Genomic DNA, 18,296 nt, shown 5'->3' with positions numbered 1-18,296 from the left:
GTATGTCTGTAGTCGCCGCCGGGTTTTCAGGTGCACCGAAAGATTACTTTGAGCTTTTTCAGATTGAGCCTAGGTTTGACGTGGATGTCGATGACTTAGGGCAGAGGTTTCGTACACTTCAGCGGCGCTTTCATCCAGACAAATACAGCGGTGGCAGCGCGGCTGAGCAGCGCCTTGCGGCTCAGGTATCGGCTGATATCAACGCCGGTTATCAGGCGCTCAAAGACCCTATTTCTCGAGCGAGGCATCTGCTGGAACGTCAAGCTTGCGACTTGCGAGCTCTGGAACGTCGGCCTGTCAGTGGTGATTTTTTAATGCAACAGATGCAGCTTCGTGACGAGGCAGAGTCCTTAGACCCCAACGACGATGGGGGGCGGGAGGTTCTGAAAGCTAAGGCGCAGGCGCTGATGACATCCGAATTGCTTTCATTTCAAGAAGCGATCGAAAAAGAGGATTACGAGTTGGCGGGATCTGCTTGGGTGCATCTACTGTACTTGCACAAGTTAAACAAAGAGGTCGCTGGTAGCAGCGACCTGGTTAGGCGTCGCCATGGCTTTGCTACAGATATCCGAACCCGGTGCGGTCGCCAATCAGCCTGCGGAGCGAAGGTTGGCTCTGGGTATTGATTTGGGAACAACTAATAGCTTAGTGGCGCACGTCAGCGACGGTGCCGTTAAAGTCTTGACCGACGAGAACGGCGCTGCGTGTTTGCCTTCGGTCGTGCACTTCGGAGATGAAGGCGTTGTTGTTGGTTCGGCGGCGGAGGCTTTGGCCGTATCAGCGCCCCACGACACTATTGCATCGGCCAAACGGTACCTTGGTCGAAGCCGAGAGGAGATCGCGTCGAGTAGCTACATCAAGCTCGCAGACAGCGGCGTAGCCTTTGAAACTTCTCAGGGACCCGTCACCCCAGTAGAGGTTTCTGCAGCGTTATTGGGGGCTCTTCGCGATCGCGCTCAGCTGTCACTCAGCACACCCATTGCAGGGGTTGTCATCACGGTGCCTGCCTATTTTGACGATGCTCAGCGTTTAGCCACCCGACAGGCGGCAGAGCTCAGTGGACTCAATGTCCTGCGCTTGCTGAATGAACCCACAGCAGCAGCTGTCGCGTACGGGCTCGATTCTGGTGACGAGGGTGTAGTCGCCGTTTACGACCTTGGTGGTGGCACATTTGATGTGTCTATTCTTCGGCTAGAGCGGGGTGTATTTGAGGTTCTGGCGACTGGGGGTGACAGCGCTCTCGGGGGGGATGATTTTGATCGGCGATTGGTCGAGATAATCCGCGACAGCGCCGGAATGGGCACCTTGAGTCCCGCTCAAGAAAGGGCCTTACTCCACTGCGCACGTACAGTGAAAGAGGCGCTTACTACTGAAGCTGAGATCGAAGTTGGTCTCGACGACGTTGTCGGTAGTGGCGGGACTGTTACGGTGACGCGACAACTTTTTAATAGTGCTTGTGCTGACCTAGTGAATCGTAGTCTCGACGCATGCCGCCAATGTGTTGCGGACGCTGGTGTCTCAGAGATTGATCAGGTCATCTTAGTGGGTGGCTCAACCCGCATGCCAATCGTAGCTGAAGTGGTGGCGGCACTTTTTGGCAAGGAGCCGTTGAGCAGTATTGACCCAGATCGCGTGGTGGCGATGGGTGCGGCGCGGCAAGCCGACTTACTTATTGGTAATCGCGACGCTGAAGACCTGCTATTGCTCGATGTCATTCCGCTATCTTTGGGCGTTGAGACCTACGGCGGGTTGGTGGAGCGTATTGTGCCTAGAAATACGACCATTCCTGTAGCTCGAGCGCAGGAGTTCACGACGGCTAAAGACGGCCAAACCGGCCTTATTGTGCACGTTGTGCAGGGTGAGCGAGAGCGCGTTGCGGACTGTCGCTCATTGGCGACTTTTGAATTGGCGGGTATTCCGCCTATGGTGGCTGGTGCGGCACGACTCGAGGTAACTTTTCAGGTTGATGCCGATGGGCTGCTCGAGGTGAAGGCGCAAGAAGCCACGACGCAGGCAACGGCTAGTGTGGTGGTTAAGCCTGCCTTTGGTCTTGCCGAAGACGATATCGCTGATATGTTACGCGCGGGTTATGAGCATGCCTCTGAGGATATGCATGCCCGTCAATTGGCGGAAGCAAAGGTTGAGGCTGAGCAGCTGGTTGCGGGTATTCAGGCGGCTGTTGCCGGTGACGGAGATCTCTTGAGCGATCATGAGCGAGAGTCACTGATGATTGCAGTCAACGGCCTTGTCGATGCTAGCCAAGGCAATGACATTGAGAGTTTGAGGAAGTCGATCGAAGTGACTGGTCGCGCCTCAGAACTATTAGCTGCACGGCGCATGGATCGCAGTATTAAGTCAGCGCTGGGTGGTATCTCAGTGACTACATTGGAAGGAGAAGCGGAGTCGTGACCCAGATAGTTGTTATGCCCCACGGCGATATTTGCCCGGAGGGAGCGGTTGTCGAAGCAGAGGTTGGAACATCAATCTGTGATGCTTTATTGGCTCACGATATCGCCATAGAGCATGCTTGCGAGATGTCTTGTGCTTGTACCACTTGTCACGTCATCATTCGTGAGGGATTTGCGTCCCTAGACGATGCCGATGAGCTCGAGGAAGACTTTCTTGACAAGGCCTGGGGCTTGGAGCCTGAGTCTAGGCTGTCATGCCAGGCTCTCGTTGCGGACGAGCCTTTGGTGGTGGAAATCCCAAGGTACACCATCAACCACGCCCGGGAGCATCACTGAACACCGTTATTCCAATAGCGGACGCCCCGAAGGCCGTTTGCAACTGGTGAGACCCCCCCTAATCTTGGGCTGACCGGGTACTGCGGGGAGCGTTTTAGGGTAATTAGTCGACGATGACATAGCCGCGCCCCTCATTTATAATTCGCGCGCTTAGAAATGGGGGCTGTGAAGCCCTTGTATCAACTTTTTTCCTACTCGGAGTGCCCCATGGCGACTGAACGTACCTTATCAATTATCAAGCCTGATGCTGTCGGCAAAAATGTTATCGGCGAAATTTATACGCGTTTTGAGGCAGCTGGGCTGCGCATAGCGGCGTCTCGCATGGTGCAGTTGTCTGACGCCACCGCAGGGGGCTTTTACGCTGAGCATAAGGGTCGTCCTTTTTATGATGACCTGGTGAAATTTATGACTTCGGGCCCCGTGGTTGTTCAGGTGCTCGAAGGCGAGGGTGCCATCGCTAAAAATCGAGAATTAATGGGGGCGACGAACCCTCAGGAAGCTGCAGCGGGAACGATCCGTGCCGATTTTGCGACCACTATCGATGCGAATGCGGTTCACGGATCAGACTCTCCCGAGTCAGCTGCTCGTGAAATTGCTTACTTTTTTGCCGCTAATGAGGTTTGCGAGCGCTAAGGCGCCCCGCTGACCTTTCATTATGACAGTCGCCAACAGTTTGATCGCGAGCTCCAGTGCCGCAGCAAAGGTCAATCTGTTGGGGCTCAGTCGCCAGCAGATGGAGAGTTTCTTCACTTACCTTGGCGAGAAGCGGTTTCGCGCTGAGCAGGTGATGAAGTGGATTCACCACCAAGGCGTGACCGACTTTGCAGCAATGAGCAACCTAGGCAAGGGGCTGCGCGAAAAGTTAGAGTCGCTTGCTACCATTATCCCACCAGAAATTGCCGATCAGCAGGATTCCGCCGATGGCACTCGGAAATGGGCCATTCGGGTTGCCGGGGGTGCTTTGGTGGAGGCCGTGTTGATTCCGGAAGCGGGAAGGGCGACTTTATGCGTTTCTTCTCAGGTAGGCTGCAGTCTCGACTGTAAATTTTGTTCCACGGGAAAGCAGGGTTTCCAGCGGGATCTCACCGCAGCAGAAATAATCGGTCAGGTCTGGTTGGCGATCAATTCCTACGATGGTTGGCAGTCGGGAAAAGGACGTATAGTGACCAACGTCGTGATGATGGGAATGGGAGAGCCCCTCCTAAATTTTGACAACGTGGTTTCTGCCATGAGCCTCATGACCGATGATCTGGCCTACGGCTTGTCGAAGCGAAAGGTAACTTTAAGCACTTCTGGAGTTGTACCGGCGCTGGATCGTTTGGCGGAGTTCTCCGACGTCAGCTTAGCCGTGTCTTTACACGCCCCAAATGATGAAATCCGTAATCAAATTGTCCCTATCAATCGCCGCTATCCAATCAAACAACTGCTACAAAGCGCTAGAGACTACATTGATGCTCAGTCAGACCGAAAACGGGTTGTGACCATTGAGTACACATTGTTGGCAGGGGTAAACGATCAGCCGGAACACGCGCGAGAGCTGAGTGCCCTGCTCAAAGACTACCCTTGCAAGATTAACTTAATCCCCTTTAATCACTTTCCTAACTCAGGATTTGATCGCCCTAGTGGCAACGCCGTATCGCGTTTTTGGCAAGTTCTGGTTGATGCAGGCTTTATCGTCACGGTACGCAGTACCCGGGGCGATGATATTGATGCTGCCTGCGGGCAGTTGGTAGGAGAAGTAGTTGACCGGACCCGACGTTCTGAGCGATACCGTCAGTTGAATTCGGCAAGCAATGCCGTGACGGAGGGTGACCGAACATGAAATCAGTGATTTTAGGCGTATTCGTTTTGGCCACGGTTTGCTTGCTGTCATCGTGTATCACCGAGACCGTGGGCGGCATAGACAATGAAGGGGATCCTCAAGCGGCCCTGGAACGCCGAGTTGAGCTGGCTCGGCAGTACATTGGTCGTGGCGATTGGGAGAACGCGAAGCGAAACCTTGAGCTTGCAAACAATATTGATGCGGGTAATGCGTCGGTCCACGAGGCTTTTGGACTGGTGTATCAAAGCACGGGTGAATACGAGCGCGCTGAGGAAAGTTTTAAACGTGCTCTGAGAATAGACCCTAAGTTGTCCAGAGCTAGGAATAACTATGCCGCATTTTTATTTTTCCTAGGACGTTACCAAGAGGCAGAGCAGGAGTTTGCGATTGTAGCGGAGGATTCTCTCTATTCTGGCCGGCCACTTGCCTATATTAATTTGGGTATGAGTCGACTAAACCTAGGAAATGGTGCCGGTGCGGAAGATGCATTTAGTCGTGCTCTGCGAATGGATCGACGAAACCCCATTGCGCTTTTAGAAATGGGTTACCTGCGACTGGCGGCTGAGGATGTTGCCAATGCTGAATCCTACTACGGGGTTTATCGCACGGTTGTGCCACGTCAGTCGCCCCGCGGGTTTATGTTAGGTGTTGATATTTCACGTGCCTCGGGCGACAAAGATGCCCAGAGCAGTTACGAGCTGGCCTTGCGTAATCTCTATCCTGATTCGCAGGAATATCGAGCACTGCAGGCCCGGCAAGGGTTACAATGAGAAAAAATCTCGATCGGTCGGTGACATGAAACAGGAATCACCCATTAAACGGCGCAAGAGTCGCCAGATCATGGTTGGCAACGTGCCTGTTGGTGGCGATGCCCCCATTAGCGTCCAAAGCATGACGAACACTGAAACTTGTGATGTAGCTGCTACTGTGGCGCAGGTTCGTGCTATCGCCGATGCTGGAGCTGACATAGTGCGGGTGTCGGTGCCCAGTATGGAAGCGGCAGACGCCTTTCGAGACATTCGAGCGCAGGTCTCCGTCCCCCTCATCGCTGATATTCATTTTGATCACAAGATCGCCTTGAAAGTTGCCGAGTATGGTGTCGATTGTTTACGCATCAACCCCGGTAACATTGGTAGAGAAGAAAAAGTTAAAGAAGTGATTGCAGCCTGTAAGGATCGTGGCATTCCGATCCGAATTGGTGTCAACGCGGGATCACTGGGCAAAGAGCTGATGCGGAAGTACCCCGAGCCAACTGCAGAGGCACTGGTGGAATCGGCGCTGCGCAACGTTGATATTCTGGACCGCTATAACTTCGAGAATTTTAAAGTTAGCGTTAAGGCCTCCGAAATTTTCATGGCTCAGGCCGCCTACAGAAATCTTGCCACCCAAATTGAGCAGCCGCTGCATTTGGGTATTACTGAAGCCGGTGGCTTGCGGGGTGGTACCGTGAAATCGGCTGTGGGGTTGGGTGCCCTGTTACTCGATGGTATTGGCGATACGATTCGTATTTCGTTAGCGGCCGATCCGGTAGAGGAAGTCAAAGTTGGTTTTGAAATACTCAAAAGCCTCAAGCTCCGTGCCAACGGCATTAACTTCATTGCCTGTCCCAGCTGCTCGCGTCAAAACTTTGATGTGATCGGTACGATGAACGAATTGGAGCGTCGCTTGGAAGATATCCGGACGCCCATGGACGTCGCCGTGATTGGCTGCATTGTTAATGGTCCGGGAGAAGCTAGGGAGGCAGACGTTGGCCTTACTGGAGCCACGCCCAGCAACTTGATTTACATCGCCGGCGAGCCCGACCATAAAGTCAGTAATCAGGATTTTGTCGATCACTTAGAGTCTGTAATCCGTGAACGTGCCGATCAATTAGTATCAGAGCGCGCGGCCGCTGACGAACAGATCATTCTCCGCAGCACCTAACAGACAAGCTTATGACCGATTATCGATCAGTGCGTGGAATGGTAGACATTCTTCCTGAAGACAGCGCCCTTTGGCAGCAGCTAGAGGGCGTTGCTGCAGCCGTCTTACAGCAGTATGGCTACCAAGAAATTCGTTTGCCTATTATCGAATCTACTCAGCTGTTTTCCCGCTCAATTGGGGAGGTCACTGACATTGTCGAAAAGGAAATGTACACCTTCGCTGATCGCAATGATGAGAGCCTATCACTGCGCCCAGAAGGCACAGCTGGGTGTGTGCGCGCCGTTGTGCAGCACAACCTTCAGCAGACGGTGCAGAAGCTGTGGTACCAAGGTCCAATGTTCCGGTACGAGAGACCTCAAAAAGGTCGACAGAGACAGTTTCATCAGCTCGGTGTTGAGGGGTTTGGCGTTGCAACCCCCGACTTAGATGCCGAGTTAATTTTGCTGTCGAATGCCCTTTGGTGTGGCTTAGGTGTGCAAGAGTTGCTGACCCTAGAAATAAATTCCATAGGGAGCCCCCAATCGAGAGGGTTGTTTAAAGCGGCCTTGGTGGAGTTTTTGTCTGATCATCGAGAGGCCCTGGATGATGATAGCCAGCGTCGACTTGAGACAAATCCTTTGCGTATATTGGACAGCAAAAATTCGGAGACCCAGGCGCTATTGGTAGGTGCTCCAACTCTTGCAAACTTCATCGATAATGAGTCTCGAGATGACTTTGCAGCCCTCCTAGCGATGTTGGACGCGGCGGGGCAGCCCTATGTGGTGAACGACCGTTTGGTTCGCGGTCTCGATTACTACAATAAAACAGTTTTTGAATGGACCACCGATGCTCTGGGCGCGCAGGGTACGGTTTGTGGTGGTGGCCGTTACGATGGCCTCGTAGCGCAGTTTGGTGGTCGTGGGACACCGGCCGCTGGGTTTGCAATAGGGTTAGAGCGACTGGTGTTGTTGCTTAAAGGTTTGGAGGCCCATGCCACGCCTCAGGCCGACATCTATGTCGTGACTGCGGACAAGGAAGCTCAACTGCATGCACTACCCCGAATTGAGGCGCTGAGGCGGGCATTGCCTCGGCAAGCCATTCAAGCCCACCTGGGCGGTGGGAGTTTCAAAAGTCAGTTTAAACGCGCAGATCGCAGCGGTGCCCGATTTGCGCTGGTTTATGGAGACTCTGAAGTGGCAAGTGAGTCTGTTACTTTGAAACCATTACGAAGTGAGGGAGAGCAAGTGACGCTCCCGGATAATCAATTGTCAGCATTTTTGGCGGAATCATTCGCTGAAAAAATTGGAGAATAGGGCATGGCAGATCATCTAGAAGATGACGAGCAGGTTGAAGCACTCAAGCGTTGGTGGGATGAAAACGGCAAGAGTACGATGGCGGGGGTCGTATTGGCAGTCGCTGGTACGGTGGGCTGGCAGCAGTATCAGGGCTGGTCAGCGCAGCAGGCCGAAATGGCCTCAGACGCATGGGGTGCCATAGAGGTCGCAGTGCAGTCTGACGATAGTGGTTCGATCGAAACTATTAATGCCTTAGCAGAATCTTTGAAGGACGACTTCAGCGGGACGGTTTATGCACGATTTGCCGCACTTCAGCTTGCCGCTCTTGCGGTTGAAGCAGGTGACTTGGATGTTGCAGAAAGTGAGTTGCGCTGGGCTCTGACGAAAGAGGGTGAGAACTCTGAGCTTGGACAACTGATTCAACTGCGCCTAGCTAGAGTGCTGGCCGACCAAGGTGATACCACAGCCGCCTTGGCTATTTTGGACTCAAACAAAGGTGCGTATCCGGCGGCTTACGCGACGGCGAAGGGTGATATTTTAGTAGCTGAGGGCCGACACGCTGAGGCGTTAAGTGCCTACCGCGAAGCGCGCGCCGTACTGCTGGCGCTGGGCAACCCACCGGGTATTTTGGATACAAAAATAACGAGTCTTGAATCCCGTCTAGCGCCAGCTGAGGAGGCCTCTTGAACTGTTTAAAGCTACCTAAATTAGTGGCCGTCTGTTTGGCTGTTACAACGCTGGCGGGCTGTGAAACTATTGGCGGTTGGTTCTCGGATGATGAGTACGACCCGACGGAGCCCGTGGAGCTCACTGATATCGATCAGAAGGTCAAACTCTCCAAGCGTTGGTCCACATCGATTGGTGATGGGCAGGGTAAGGGCTTTTATAAGATAACGCCTGTGCTGGCTGAGAATACGCTGTACGTCGCTGCGGCTGAAGGTGTGGTGGCGGCAGTTGATGCCACTAACGGGAGGAAGCTCTGGTCCGCTAAGTTGGGCCTTGCGATTTCCGGCGGGGTTGGCTATCACCAAAATTCTTTATTTTTGGGCGGTGCTGATGGCACTGTGTTGCGTCTTAATGCCAGCGACGGCTCAGAGGTCTGGAGAGCTGAGGTATCGGGCGAGGTGCTGGCTGCACCCCAGGGCAATGGTGAATTGGTGGTCGCCCAGACGTATGACGGTAAGCTTATTGCTTTTGACCACGAAACTGGCGAGCAGCGCTGGGTGCATTTAAGTGATGTGCCGGTTCTGACGCTGCGAGGCACCTCAACACCAATTGTGGTCGATAATTTTGCTATCGCGGGCTTTGCTGACGGGAAGGTACTGGCTCTATCCCTCGATAATGGCAGTGTTGCTTGGGAGGCGCGTGTTGCTATTCCTCAGGGGCGATCTGAAATCGAACGGATTGTCGATATTGATGGCAGCATGGCTATGCAGAGCGGAGAGCTTTACGCCGCGAGCTATCAAGGGCGCATTGCCGCTGTAGACCTGCGCGTAGGCCGTAAAATATGGCAGCAAAATGTATCCTCAGTTTCCGGTGTCGCGGTGGGGTTTGGTAACGTCTACGTGGCTGACCAGGATGGGACCGTGAGCGCGTATTTGCGCAATGGGCAGGGCGTGCGATGGCAAAACATTCAGCTGGGCTACCGTGGACTTAGTAGGCCAACGACAGTGTCAAGTTATGTAGCGCTGATTGATTTTGAGGGTTATCTGCACCTTTTCTCTCAGGTAGACGGTGACATTGTCGGTCGCACTCGCCCCGATGGTAGTGGCGCGCGTGCGGATATGATTGCACAAGGTAATCGGCTATATATCTACAGTAACAACGGCAAGCTCATGGCCTATGACGTGGCGGGGCTGGAGTAGCACTTGCTTCCTGTTATCGCCTTAGTTGGGCGCCCCAATGTTGGTAAATCGACGTTATTCAATCAACTGACACGATCGAGGGATGCCCTAGTTGCCAATCTCTCAGGGCTCACTCGAGACCGAAAGTATGGTGAGGGGAAGATAGGTGATGCCCCGTTTATCGTTATTGATACCGGCGGTATTAGCGGTGAGGAATTGGGCATCGATGCCGCTATGGCGGATCAGTCACGGGTTGCCATCGATGAAGCTGATATCGTACTGCTCCTTGTTGATGGCCGAGCAGGATTGCATCCGGGAGATGAAAGTCTGGTTGCCTATTTGCGTCAGCGCAGTAAGCCTTTCCACTTGGTCGTCAACAAAATTGATGGAGTTGGGGAGGATATCGCTGCCAGCGACTTTTATCGTCTAGGTTGCCCTCAATTACACACGATTGCGGCCTCGCATAACCGAGGCGTGCTGCAGTTGATTACCAGTGTTATCGACGCGTTGCCCAAAGCAGCACCCGCTGATGCCCTCAATGACCCCAGTATTCGTGTCGCTGTAGTGGGGCGCCCTAACGTGGGGAAATCTACCCTAGTTAATCGCCTGCTTGGGGAAGAGCGGGTCGTTGTGTTTGACAAGCCAGGGACCACCCGAGACAGCGTTTATATCAGGTATGAGCGTCATGATCAGGCGTACACGCTGATTGACACTGCGGGTGTGCGGCGACGCAAGAACGTTCGTGAAGTGGTCGAGAAATTTTCGATCGTTAAAACACTTAAAGCGATCAACGAAGCCCATGTTGTCATTTTATTGATGGATGCCCACGAGGGGCTGGTTGAGCAAGATCTGCACCTTTTGGGGCAGTGCATCGATGCGGGTCGTGGTCTGGTTGTCGCCATTAATAAATGGGACGGTATTGCCAGCGATGAGCGCGACTGGATTCGCTCTGAGCTCAATCGTCGCCTACAGTTTGTCGATTACGCTGATATACATTTTATCTCGGCGCTTCATGGTACCGGGGTTGGGCACCTTTATGAGTCCATACATCAGGCGCACCGAGCCGCAACCACCTCACTCAATACCAACAAATTAACTCGCATTCTCGAAGATGCCGTTGCCACTCATCCGCCGCCGCTGGTTAATGGCCGTCGGGTGAAGTTGCGCTACGCGCACGCGGGAGGTCAGAACCCTCCAATCGTGGTGATCCACGGCAGTCAAACCGACGCGCTTCCCTCTAGTTACGCGCGCTATCTGGAAAAAACGTTTCGTCGCGTGCTAGAGCTTCATGGCACCCCTATACGTATCCAATATCGCACGGGTGATAATCCCTATGCGGGTAAGCGTAATAAATTGACCCAGCGTCAAGAGAGTCGGCGACAACGCCTCATGTCCCATATTAAAAAGGCTGAGAAGAAGAAGAAGCAGCGTAAGGGACAATAAGCAACATTCACCCAGTGAATGCTAATAATATTTAGCATTTTCTTTAAAAATACCTCCTGACCCATTAGCATCGCGGTCTACTTAATTCAGCGGTCTCATTGAGCCCAATTCCCTAGACTTTAAAGGAGTCGTTATGAGTCATTATTTGGATACGATTGGCGAGTTAGAGGGCGTAGTTGCCCAGGCAGGATCATCTTGGGCCGACATCAACCCCGAGTACGCCGCTAGGATGCGCGCTCAGAATCGCTTCAAAACTGGCATCGACATTGCTCGATATACGGCAGACGTTATGCGCAAGGATATGGATGCGTATGACGCAGATCCCGCGCACTACACACAGTCTTTGGGTTGCTGGCATGGTTTTATTGGTCAGCAGAAGCTGATTGCAATTAAAAAGCATTTTGGAACCACCGATAAAAAGTACCTGTATCTTTCAGGCTGGATGATCGCGGCTCTGCGTTCAGAGTTTGGCCCGCTTCCCGATCAGTCAATGCATGAGAAAACATCGGTGCCCAGCCTTATTGAAGAGCTATACACCTTTTTACGACAGGCAGACGCCCGCGAGATGGGTGGGCTTTTTCGGGCTCTCGATGCTGCGCGAGCCGCTGGAAATGATGTGGAAGTGCAGGGCATCACTAAGCAAATCGAAGAGTTTCAAACCCATGTTGTGCCAATCATCGCCGATATAGACGCCGGTTTTGGCAACGAGGAAGCCACCTATCTTTTGGCTAAGAGCATGATTGAGGCAGGTGCTTGTGCCATCCAGATCGAGAACCAAGTGTCTGATGAAAAGCAGTGTGGGCACCAAGACGGCAAAGTTACCGTACCCCACGCCGATTTTCTGGCTAAGATCCGCGCTGTGCGCTACGCCTTTTTAGAGTTGGGCGTCGAAAATGGCATTATCGTGGCGAGAACCGATTCGCTGGGCGCAGGTCTGACCAAGCAAATCGCAGTCACAGACGCCCCTGGGGACCTCGGTGACAAGTACAACAGTTTCCTAGACGGTGATTACATCGATTCAGCCGACGACATTGCCAACGGTGACGTTGTTGTTAAGGCCAATGGCAAACTGTTGAAGCCTGCAAGACTAGCATCAGGTTTGTTTCAGTTTAAGAAGGGCTCTGGGGTAGATCGCGTGGTCCTCGATTGTATTACTTCGCTGCAAAATGGCGCCGACCTCATCTGGATTGAAACTGAGAAGCCCCACGTGGGTCAGATCGCCAGTATGGTGAATCGCATCAGGGAAGCCGTACCCAACGCTAAGTTGGTTTATAACAACAGCCCAAGCTTTAACTGGACTCTCAGCTTCCGTCAGCAGGTATTTGATGCGTGGTCTGAAGCGGGTCAAGACATGGCTGCCTACGACCGTGATGCCCTCATGGGTGCCGAATACGATGGAACTGAATTAGCGACTGAAGCTGATGCGCGTATTCAGTCTTTTCAAGCTGACGGCGCTCGGGAAGCAGGGATTTTTCACCACCTGATTACACTGCCCACTTACCATACGGCGGCTCTTTCAACCGACAACTTGGCTAAGGAGTACTTCGGCGAAGCCGGTATGCTGGGTTACGTCGCGGGGGTTCAGCGCAAGGAACTTCGTCAGGGTATCGCCTGTGTTAAGCACCAAAACATGGCGGGTTCTGACATGGGTGACGACCATAAAGAATACTTCTCTGGTGACGCTGCGCTCAAGGCAGGTGGTGCGGATAACACCATGAACCAATTTGGTTAAGTGCGATTGTTTAGGTAAAAAAAAGCCCCCGTTCCAAAGGAGCGGGGGCTTTTTTTGTGGCGCTATCGATGGGTTTAGGGTTGCTGCGCTACCGTTGGTTCAATTTCGCTCGAGGGTGTATTAGGCCTCATGCCGTTCTCCAGACCACACTCATTGGCAAGGTAGTTCAGGATTGAGGTGTAGAGCAATGTTTTATGATCGTAAAACAGTGTGTTGGAGAAGTGATCAGCGCCCTCCAACTCAACGTAGGTGTGTTGCTTTTCGGCGTCCCCAAGCTTGGCCAAGTACTTCTCCGCGTGATCAACCGGCACGCGCTGATCAACGTCGCCATGAATTAAAAGCACGGGCACGTTCACCTTATCAACTTCCTCTAGGGGCGAAATGCTGTCATCCCACATCGCGAGCTGCTCGAGCTTACTCGATCCTCTGAGGCGATACCTGTAGTAATCAACCTGCATTTGCGGGTCCGAAACAGCGGCCCCAGCTATGACACATTGATAGGCGTTAGGGCTGCGTGAAGCCGCTACCAGGGCGGCGTAACCACCATAAGACCAGCCAAACATGGCCACATTCTCGGCTTCGGCTAGTCCTTCCTCAACGAGGTATATGACGCCATCATCCTTGTCGTCTTGCATTAAGTAGCCGCCTTGGCCTCCGTTCATAAAGGCTGCCTGATAGAAAGCTTGACCATATCCTCTAGACCCACGGTATTGCGGTTGCAGCACCATATAGCCGTGATTCGCGAGGAGTTGTGCCCACTCGTCGAAGACAACCACCTCTCTTACGAACGGGCCTCCATGGGGTAACACGACCAAGGGAAAGGGCGGCTTGCCATTGGGTACCGTTAGGTAGCCTGGAATAGGCGTCTTATCCCTGGCCGGGTAGGTAATAAACCTCACGTCAGCCAGATCTGCGGAAGCAAAGTAAGGTCGCTCACCTCCCACAATTTGCAGTTTGCCTTTATGGAAAAGGTAATGGGTGCCGGGGTCTCTAGGGGCTGCGTTGCGCAACGTTAACGACGAGCCATCTTTTGATCGACTGGTAATTCGCAGGGCATCAGCGTTGGGTATTGCGGTCATTAGCTGTTGATGCAGGGCCGCCTCAGAGGCGTCGAAAAACTCAATCTCTATGTTGGCACCACAATGAACGGCACCGGTAATCTCTCGGTAGTGGGTCCAGCGGTTGCTGTGATAACGCACTCCACAGATATCGTTGTCTCGCCTCTGATACAGCAACTCAGCGTACTTACGCGTCTTGGGATCAAATGACCACAGTCCCGTCGTGTCGCTGCCATTATTGGCTTCGACAATAAAGTTTCCGGGTAGGCTAGGGTCTTTCCCCCAAACCTGGAAGCTGTCGTAGGAGTCCTCGTGCTGCCGGTGGAATTCGACCCAGTCATCACTCGAGGCTTCGCGGTAATACCAAATGAATTCGCCTTCCTGTAGGTCGAAGCCCCTTGCAAGAATGGGGTTGCCCGCGCCGTCAAAGTCGATATTTCCTAATGAAATCTTGCCGCGTATCACGAGTTTTTTAGACTCGCGTTTTAGGTCGTATTCCCAATAAGCTCTGGGGCGAAAAGCCGCTTCTAAACGTTGCCCTACGTCTCGATTTCCGCCTTCAGAAAAAGAGATCATGATTTTTCCGGGCTTTTCTGGCAGAACACTGACGATGCTAGGGTCGCGCTCTTCAATGACTTCAATGGCCTTCTCCCCGACATCTACTAGGGCAATGCGGGTTTCATAAACGCCGCGATTGAAGCCTTCAACCTGGTCACGTACTTTTTGACGGGCTCGAAAAACGAAATTGTCGTCGGATACCCAATCAAAGCTGATGATTTCCATGGGGTTGGCGTTGACCCGAAAGGGTTCGGCGCTGAGATCGTCGGTGTTGTAGATTTCGATGACCGGATTGGCTCCCTTACCGGAGACTTTTTTTAGCCCAAGGTAGCGCCCATCAGGTGATATTTGAATGTTGCTGATGGCGGCCCGGCGAGCCCATTGATCTATGGGGTAAGGAGTCGCTGTTGCCCAGTTGGACGAAAGAAGGGTAAGTGCAAGAATGGCAGTAAGAACACGAAGCATTGTGGTGTCCTGTGTCAATAGTTGAGTGAAATGCGGAGGCGCGCTTTCACGCGCCTCCAGCTACAGTTACAGGCTTTACCTCTGTAGGCCTTAGCTTCCGCCCATGCGATAAACGACGTCAAAGAATATGGTTCGACCCTGCAGGTCATAACCGTAGCCGATGGGCGTATTGGAGTAGGAGAGAACCTCACTACCGTCTACCGTGGGTGGTTCTTTGTCAAAAACGTTACGTATGCCTGCGCCTATGGTCCACGAATCAGCATCAAAAAAGAGTGATGTGCTGTGAAGCAGGTAGCTGCCAGCTTCGGCAAAATCCCGGCAAAGCACATCATTGGGTGGTCCAAAACAAGTTTCAGACGCACCGGCTACTGAATCGAAGGGGTCAACGCTTTCAGGGTCTTGGCCGACACTGTCGAGGTACCGAGTTTCCCAAGTTGCTGTCCAGCGGTCCCAGGTAAAGCGCAATGCGAGCTGGGCCTGCCACTCAGGGAAGCCCCATTCACCTTGGTAGGTTTCTCTATCAACGCTGTCATCAGGGTTTACAAACTCAGTTGAACGCTCTAGCAGCTTGCTTGCGGTTAAGTTAGCCCTGAAATCGATGGGCACGCCCACATTCAGTGTGTCTCCGAAGAAAATATTGTAGTCAATGCCCCGGGCTACTTCTTGGTCTCGGTTAATGAAACCCAAGTCCATTGAAGTAATTTGTGGGTTGGTAGGATCAGTGAGGTCTCTGGTGATTCGGTTACAAAAGACACTAGCGCCGTTGCCGGCTTCATCGCCATAGCAATCACTAATGATGAAGCCCGTTGAAGGCTCAATCACTGTGTTGGTGATGTCGATCTCGTAGTAGGTCATGCCCATTGAAAAATCAAACTTGTTGCTGAAGTCCTGCTCAAAAGCAAAGCCCACGGTCCACGACTCAGACTCTTCAGGATCCAGCTCGAGGGAGCCGCCCTGAGAGACTTCGACACTAAAGGTATTGAAGCCGCCGTTGTCCGCAATTGTAGGATCCACGCCGGTAGCGACACAGTTAGCCAGAATCTGGGGATCGCGCTTGTCATTTTCAGGAATGTAGGCGCCTGTCAATTCGTCAAATGCACCGTCAGGAATGTAACAAGGGTCGGCAACATTGGTGAATCCAGTAGATCCGGCCAGGAACAACTCTCGGAGGTTGGGGGCACGAAACGCGGTACCCCAAGTACCGCGAATTAAGAGGGGCTCGACAGGGCGCCAGCCAATCTTGACGGACTCTGTCGTGTTGGTTCCGTAGTACTCGTCATCGGTGATTCGTCCGGAAAGGTTCACGCTGAGTTCTGTGGCGAGAGGCTTGTTGGCAAGTAGAGGAATCTCCACTTCCGCGAAAACTTCGTTGACCTGACGGTCACCCTGTGCACCTTTGTCGCTAAAAAAACCCCAGAAGAGGCCTTCGGCCGCCACGGCATCGGGGTTAGAGCTGATGTCGTCGAAACGGACCTCTGCCCCCAAGCCTAAAGCAATTTCACCAGCGGGCAGCTCAAAGATGTCGCCAGTGACATAGGCTGATGCCACGATTTGCTCGTATTCAGTGTCGAAAGTACGCGTGTCGAACAAGTAATTGCGTTCTGCCTGTGAGCCAAAGTCACCAACGACCTCACCGATGGGGTACAACGAGGGTGCATACATGTTCACAGGAACACAGCCCGCTGTGGCGTCGGCGCGCAGTGCAGCACCTAAGTCATTTTCGCAGGGTGTCGATGTGGAAGAGTAATAACCCAACGAATAGTTCAGTCGGTCTTCTCGGACGCCATAGCGAATCGATGTTCCCTCAGACAGCGAGTAGCTGACATAGGCGTCGAAACTCCAGTCCTCGACGGCACCAAAATTCATGAAGGGAATATCACCGCTGATGCCGGCGACGAAGCGCATCTGCGACTGCTCCACCTCAGTGATATTGCGGTCGCCACGAACAGAAACGATCGGGGTTGTGGGCACGGGCCCTAAAGCGCCCGGGTACAAGTTTACAATGCCGAAGTCACGAAATTGCGCTGGGGTTAAACCAAATTGATTGGCGATGCCTGCGGCAATAGAGGGGTTGTCGAGATAGGCTCCCATTGCTAATCCGCAATCGACACCGTCGGGTTGATTAGGGTTACATAGGTTGTAAGGGTTGTTCGCGGGCACCTCTGGAAACAGCTGGCCCTCGCCTGACTTTGAATCGATCTCGAGATACGAGTAGTTGGCCTCGAAGTAGGGGGTTAGGTTGGCTTCGCCCTCAAACGTGTATTCACCATAGGCCATCACGTTATAACGCGTCGATGCGGGAAACAGGTCCGCAGCTAAAGAGGCGGGTTTGCCGTTCAGATCGTAGTCGTACAGGTTGATATCACCAACGCCATCACCATTGCCGTCGGCACCAAGACCTGTGTAAGGGTCCCCTGACTCAGAAAAGTTACCCCAACCTCCGTTAGAGTAACCGGGCGTGTAATAAATACTGCCGGCGTCGATCGACGGAATAAAGGTTCTCGCCGCTACACTGCCGAAGGAGCAATTACCGTAGCTGGGGTAACCGATAGAACTGTAGTATTCATCTTGGGTACGAATCGTACCGTTCTCATCGATCTCCACGTTGCTTTCGCAGTCACTGGTCCAATCGCGGTCTGCCAGAGCTGCCTTGGTGCTGTCGACGTATTCAGCGCCAATACCAAAAACGCCACGGTCGGTGTTAAATCCCCAGCTAGCGGTCACGGTGGTGTCTGAGCCGCCACTTTGAACGGGTTGGTTACCGAAAATTTCGACTTCCAATCCGTCGAAGTCCTTGCGCAGGATCGCGTTAACGACACCGGCAATGGCATCGGATCCGTAAACAGAGGAGGCGCCGTCCAACAGAATGTCGTAGCGTTCGACGAGTGATCTGGGCAGTAAGTTGAGGTTCGGTGCTGCCGGTGCGCCTTCAACACCAGAGGGTGATACCCGTCGCCCATTGATCAGAACCAAGTTGCGATTTGCCCCAAGTCCGCGGAGGTCAACGGTCGATGCAGCGGGACCGTTGTCCAACACAAAGCCTTGGAAGGTGAGGTCAATCTGTTGACCAGTTGCCGCAGTCGAGCCCTGCAGAATGTCAGCTGCGTCAATGAGTCCCGCCTCTTTTGCAAATTCTGTGGTAATGATTTGTAGGGGTGAGATGCTTGAAAAGGTATCTCTGCGGAGTCTTGATCCAGTAACAACGACTTCTTCAACGCTTCCTTGAGGTGTTGGCAAGGCTTCGTCTGCAGCAGCAGATTCGATCGCCGATTCTTGAATGACTGCGTTGCTTTCGGTTACTTGTGCACTGGCGCTGTTAAAGCCCAAGCAGGCTAGCGCGACGGTAACTGCGAGTAAATCTCGCTGGGTGTTGAACCGCATGATAAACCCTCCATAGGTTCGAGTATTTGTGCAGCATCTGCGAATTAACTTC

14 protein-coding genes are annotated in these 18,296 nt (G+C 53.0%); 12 read left to right on the top strand and 2 right to left on the bottom strand.

Annotation, left to right across the window (positions count from 1 at the left end; genetic code table 11):
- The first annotated feature begins 2 nt into the window (after nucleotides 1-2).
- From hscB to ACMAZB_RS10555, 12 genes are all read left to right on the top strand, one after another.
- Complete coding sequence (gene hscB / locus ACMAZB_RS10610) at nucleotides 3-626, top strand: Fe-S protein assembly co-chaperone HscB (protein ID WP_435217051.1); 624 nt, start codon at nucleotides 3-5, stop codon at nucleotides 624-626.
- Nucleotides 550-2,409, top strand: coding sequence for a Fe-S protein assembly chaperone HscA (hscA, locus tag ACMAZB_RS10605; RefSeq protein ID WP_435217049.1), 1,860 nt, complete (start codon nucleotides 550-552; stop codon nucleotides 2,407-2,409). Before hscB ends, hscA begins: the two co-directional genes overlap by 77 nt.
- Nucleotides 2,406-2,744 carry an ISC system 2Fe-2S type ferredoxin gene (gene fdx, locus ACMAZB_RS10600; protein WP_435217047.1) on the top strand — a complete coding sequence of 113 codons (339 nt, stop codon included), beginning with the start codon at nucleotides 2,406-2,408 and terminating at the stop codon, nucleotides 2,742-2,744. The genes hscA and fdx overlap by 4 nt, the downstream gene beginning before the upstream one ends.
- A 207-nt stretch (nucleotides 2,745-2,951) precedes the next feature.
- Nucleotides 2,952-3,377 carry a nucleoside-diphosphate kinase gene (gene ndk, locus ACMAZB_RS10595; protein ID WP_435211689.1) on the top strand — a complete coding sequence of 142 codons (426 nt, stop codon included), beginning with the start codon at nucleotides 2,952-2,954 and terminating at the stop codon, nucleotides 3,375-3,377.
- Nucleotides 3,378-3,399: 22 nt separating this feature from the next.
- Nucleotides 3,400-4,566 (top strand): 23S rRNA (adenine(2503)-C(2))-methyltransferase RlmN, encoded by a 1,167-nt coding sequence (rlmN, locus tag ACMAZB_RS10590; RefSeq protein ID WP_435217045.1) that lies wholly within the window; start codon nucleotides 3,400-3,402, stop codon nucleotides 4,564-4,566.
- The gene (pilW, locus tag ACMAZB_RS10585) at nucleotides 4,563-5,336 is read left to right on the top strand and encodes a type IV pilus biogenesis/stability protein PilW (RefSeq protein ID WP_435217044.1); all 774 of its coding nucleotides are present in this window, start codon (nucleotides 4,563-4,565) and stop codon (nucleotides 5,334-5,336) included. The genes rlmN and pilW overlap by 4 nt, the downstream gene beginning before the upstream one ends.
- A 25-nt stretch (nucleotides 5,337-5,361) precedes the next feature.
- The gene (gene ispG / locus ACMAZB_RS10580; RefSeq protein ID WP_435217042.1) at nucleotides 5,362-6,489 is read left to right on the top strand and encodes a flavodoxin-dependent (E)-4-hydroxy-3-methylbut-2-enyl-diphosphate synthase; all 1,128 of its coding nucleotides are present in this window, start codon (nucleotides 5,362-5,364) and stop codon (nucleotides 6,487-6,489) included.
- An 11-nt stretch (nucleotides 6,490-6,500) separates the two neighbouring features.
- The gene (hisS, locus tag ACMAZB_RS10575; protein WP_435217041.1) at nucleotides 6,501-7,781 is read left to right on the top strand and encodes a histidine--tRNA ligase; all 1,281 of its coding nucleotides are present in this window, start codon (nucleotides 6,501-6,503) and stop codon (nucleotides 7,779-7,781) included.
- 3 nt (nucleotides 7,782-7,784) lie between these two features.
- Entirely contained in the window at nucleotides 7,785-8,450 is a 666-nt protein-coding gene (locus tag ACMAZB_RS10570) for a YfgM family protein (RefSeq protein ID WP_435217040.1), read from the top strand.
- A complete protein-coding gene (gene bamB, locus ACMAZB_RS10565) occupies nucleotides 8,447-9,628 on the top strand; it encodes an outer membrane protein assembly factor BamB (protein WP_435217038.1) in 1,182 nt (393 codons plus the stop codon). The genes ACMAZB_RS10570 and bamB overlap by 4 nt, the downstream gene beginning before the upstream one ends.
- Nucleotides 9,629-9,631: 3 nt before the next feature.
- Entirely contained in the window at nucleotides 9,632-11,050 is a 1,419-nt protein-coding gene (der, locus tag ACMAZB_RS10560) for a ribosome biogenesis GTPase Der (RefSeq protein WP_435217036.1), read from the top strand.
- Between the two features lie 133 nt (nucleotides 11,051-11,183).
- The gene (locus ACMAZB_RS10555) at nucleotides 11,184-12,782 is read left to right on the top strand and encodes an isocitrate lyase (RefSeq protein ID WP_435211676.1); all 1,599 of its coding nucleotides are present in this window, start codon (nucleotides 11,184-11,186) and stop codon (nucleotides 12,780-12,782) included.
- A 74-nt stretch (nucleotides 12,783-12,856) separates the two neighbouring features.
- Here ACMAZB_RS10555 and ACMAZB_RS10550 read toward each other — a convergent pair whose 3' ends face one another.
- On the bottom strand, nucleotides 12,857-14,863 hold the full coding sequence (locus ACMAZB_RS10550) for an alpha/beta hydrolase family protein (protein ID WP_435217034.1): 2,007 nt from the start codon (nucleotides 14,861-14,863) through the stop codon (nucleotides 12,857-12,859).
- Nucleotides 14,864-14,953: 90 nt separating this feature from the next.
- Nucleotides 14,954-18,244 (bottom strand): TonB-dependent receptor domain-containing protein, encoded by a 3,291-nt coding sequence (locus ACMAZB_RS10545; RefSeq protein ID WP_435217032.1) that lies wholly within the window; start codon nucleotides 18,242-18,244, stop codon nucleotides 14,954-14,956.
- Between the last annotated feature and the right edge of the window lie 52 nt (nucleotides 18,245-18,296).

Origin of the sequence: Luminiphilus sp. nBUS_07 (assembly GCF_051201685.1) — a bacterium.
Lineage (GTDB): Bacteria > Pseudomonadota > Gammaproteobacteria > Pseudomonadales > Halieaceae > Luminiphilus.
Note: the sequence above shows the minus strand (reverse complement) of the source record. Positions and strands in the feature narration are given on the sequence as shown.

What these genes read in the sequence shown, in the direction of transcription:
- ispG (WP_435217042.1), top strand. Translation starts at nt 5,362, where the DNA reads ATGAAACAGGAATCACCCATTAAACGGCGCAAGAGTCGCCAGATCATG.
- pilW (WP_435217044.1), top strand. Translation starts at nt 4,563, where the DNA reads ATGAAATCAGTGATTTTAGGCGTATTCGTTTTGGCCACGGTTTGCTTG.
- ACMAZB_RS10570 (WP_435217040.1), top strand. Translation starts at nt 7,785, where the DNA reads ATGGCAGATCATCTAGAAGATGACGAGCAGGTTGAAGCACTCAAGCGT.
- ACMAZB_RS10550 (WP_435217034.1), bottom strand. Translation starts at nt 14,863, where the DNA reads ATGCTTCGTGTTCTTACTGCCATTCTTGCACTTACCCTTCTTTCGTCC.
- rlmN (WP_435217045.1), top strand. Translation starts at nt 3,400, where the DNA reads ATGACAGTCGCCAACAGTTTGATCGCGAGCTCCAGTGCCGCAGCAAAG.
- ndk (WP_435211689.1), top strand. Translation starts at nt 2,952, where the DNA reads ATGGCGACTGAACGTACCTTATCAATTATCAAGCCTGATGCTGTCGGC.
- ACMAZB_RS10555 (WP_435211676.1), top strand. Translation starts at nt 11,184, where the DNA reads ATGAGTCATTATTTGGATACGATTGGCGAGTTAGAGGGCGTAGTTGCC.
- ACMAZB_RS10545 (WP_435217032.1), bottom strand. Translation starts at nt 18,244, where the DNA reads ATGCGGTTCAACACCCAGCGAGATTTACTCGCAGTTACCGTCGCGCTA.
- hscB (WP_435217051.1), top strand. Translation starts at nt 3, where the DNA reads ATGTCTGTAGTCGCCGCCGGGTTTTCAGGTGCACCGAAAGATTACTTT.
- hisS (WP_435217041.1), top strand. Translation starts at nt 6,501, where the DNA reads ATGACCGATTATCGATCAGTGCGTGGAATGGTAGACATTCTTCCTGAA.
- hscA (WP_435217049.1), top strand. Translation starts at nt 550, where the DNA reads ATGGCTTTGCTACAGATATCCGAACCCGGTGCGGTCGCCAATCAGCCT.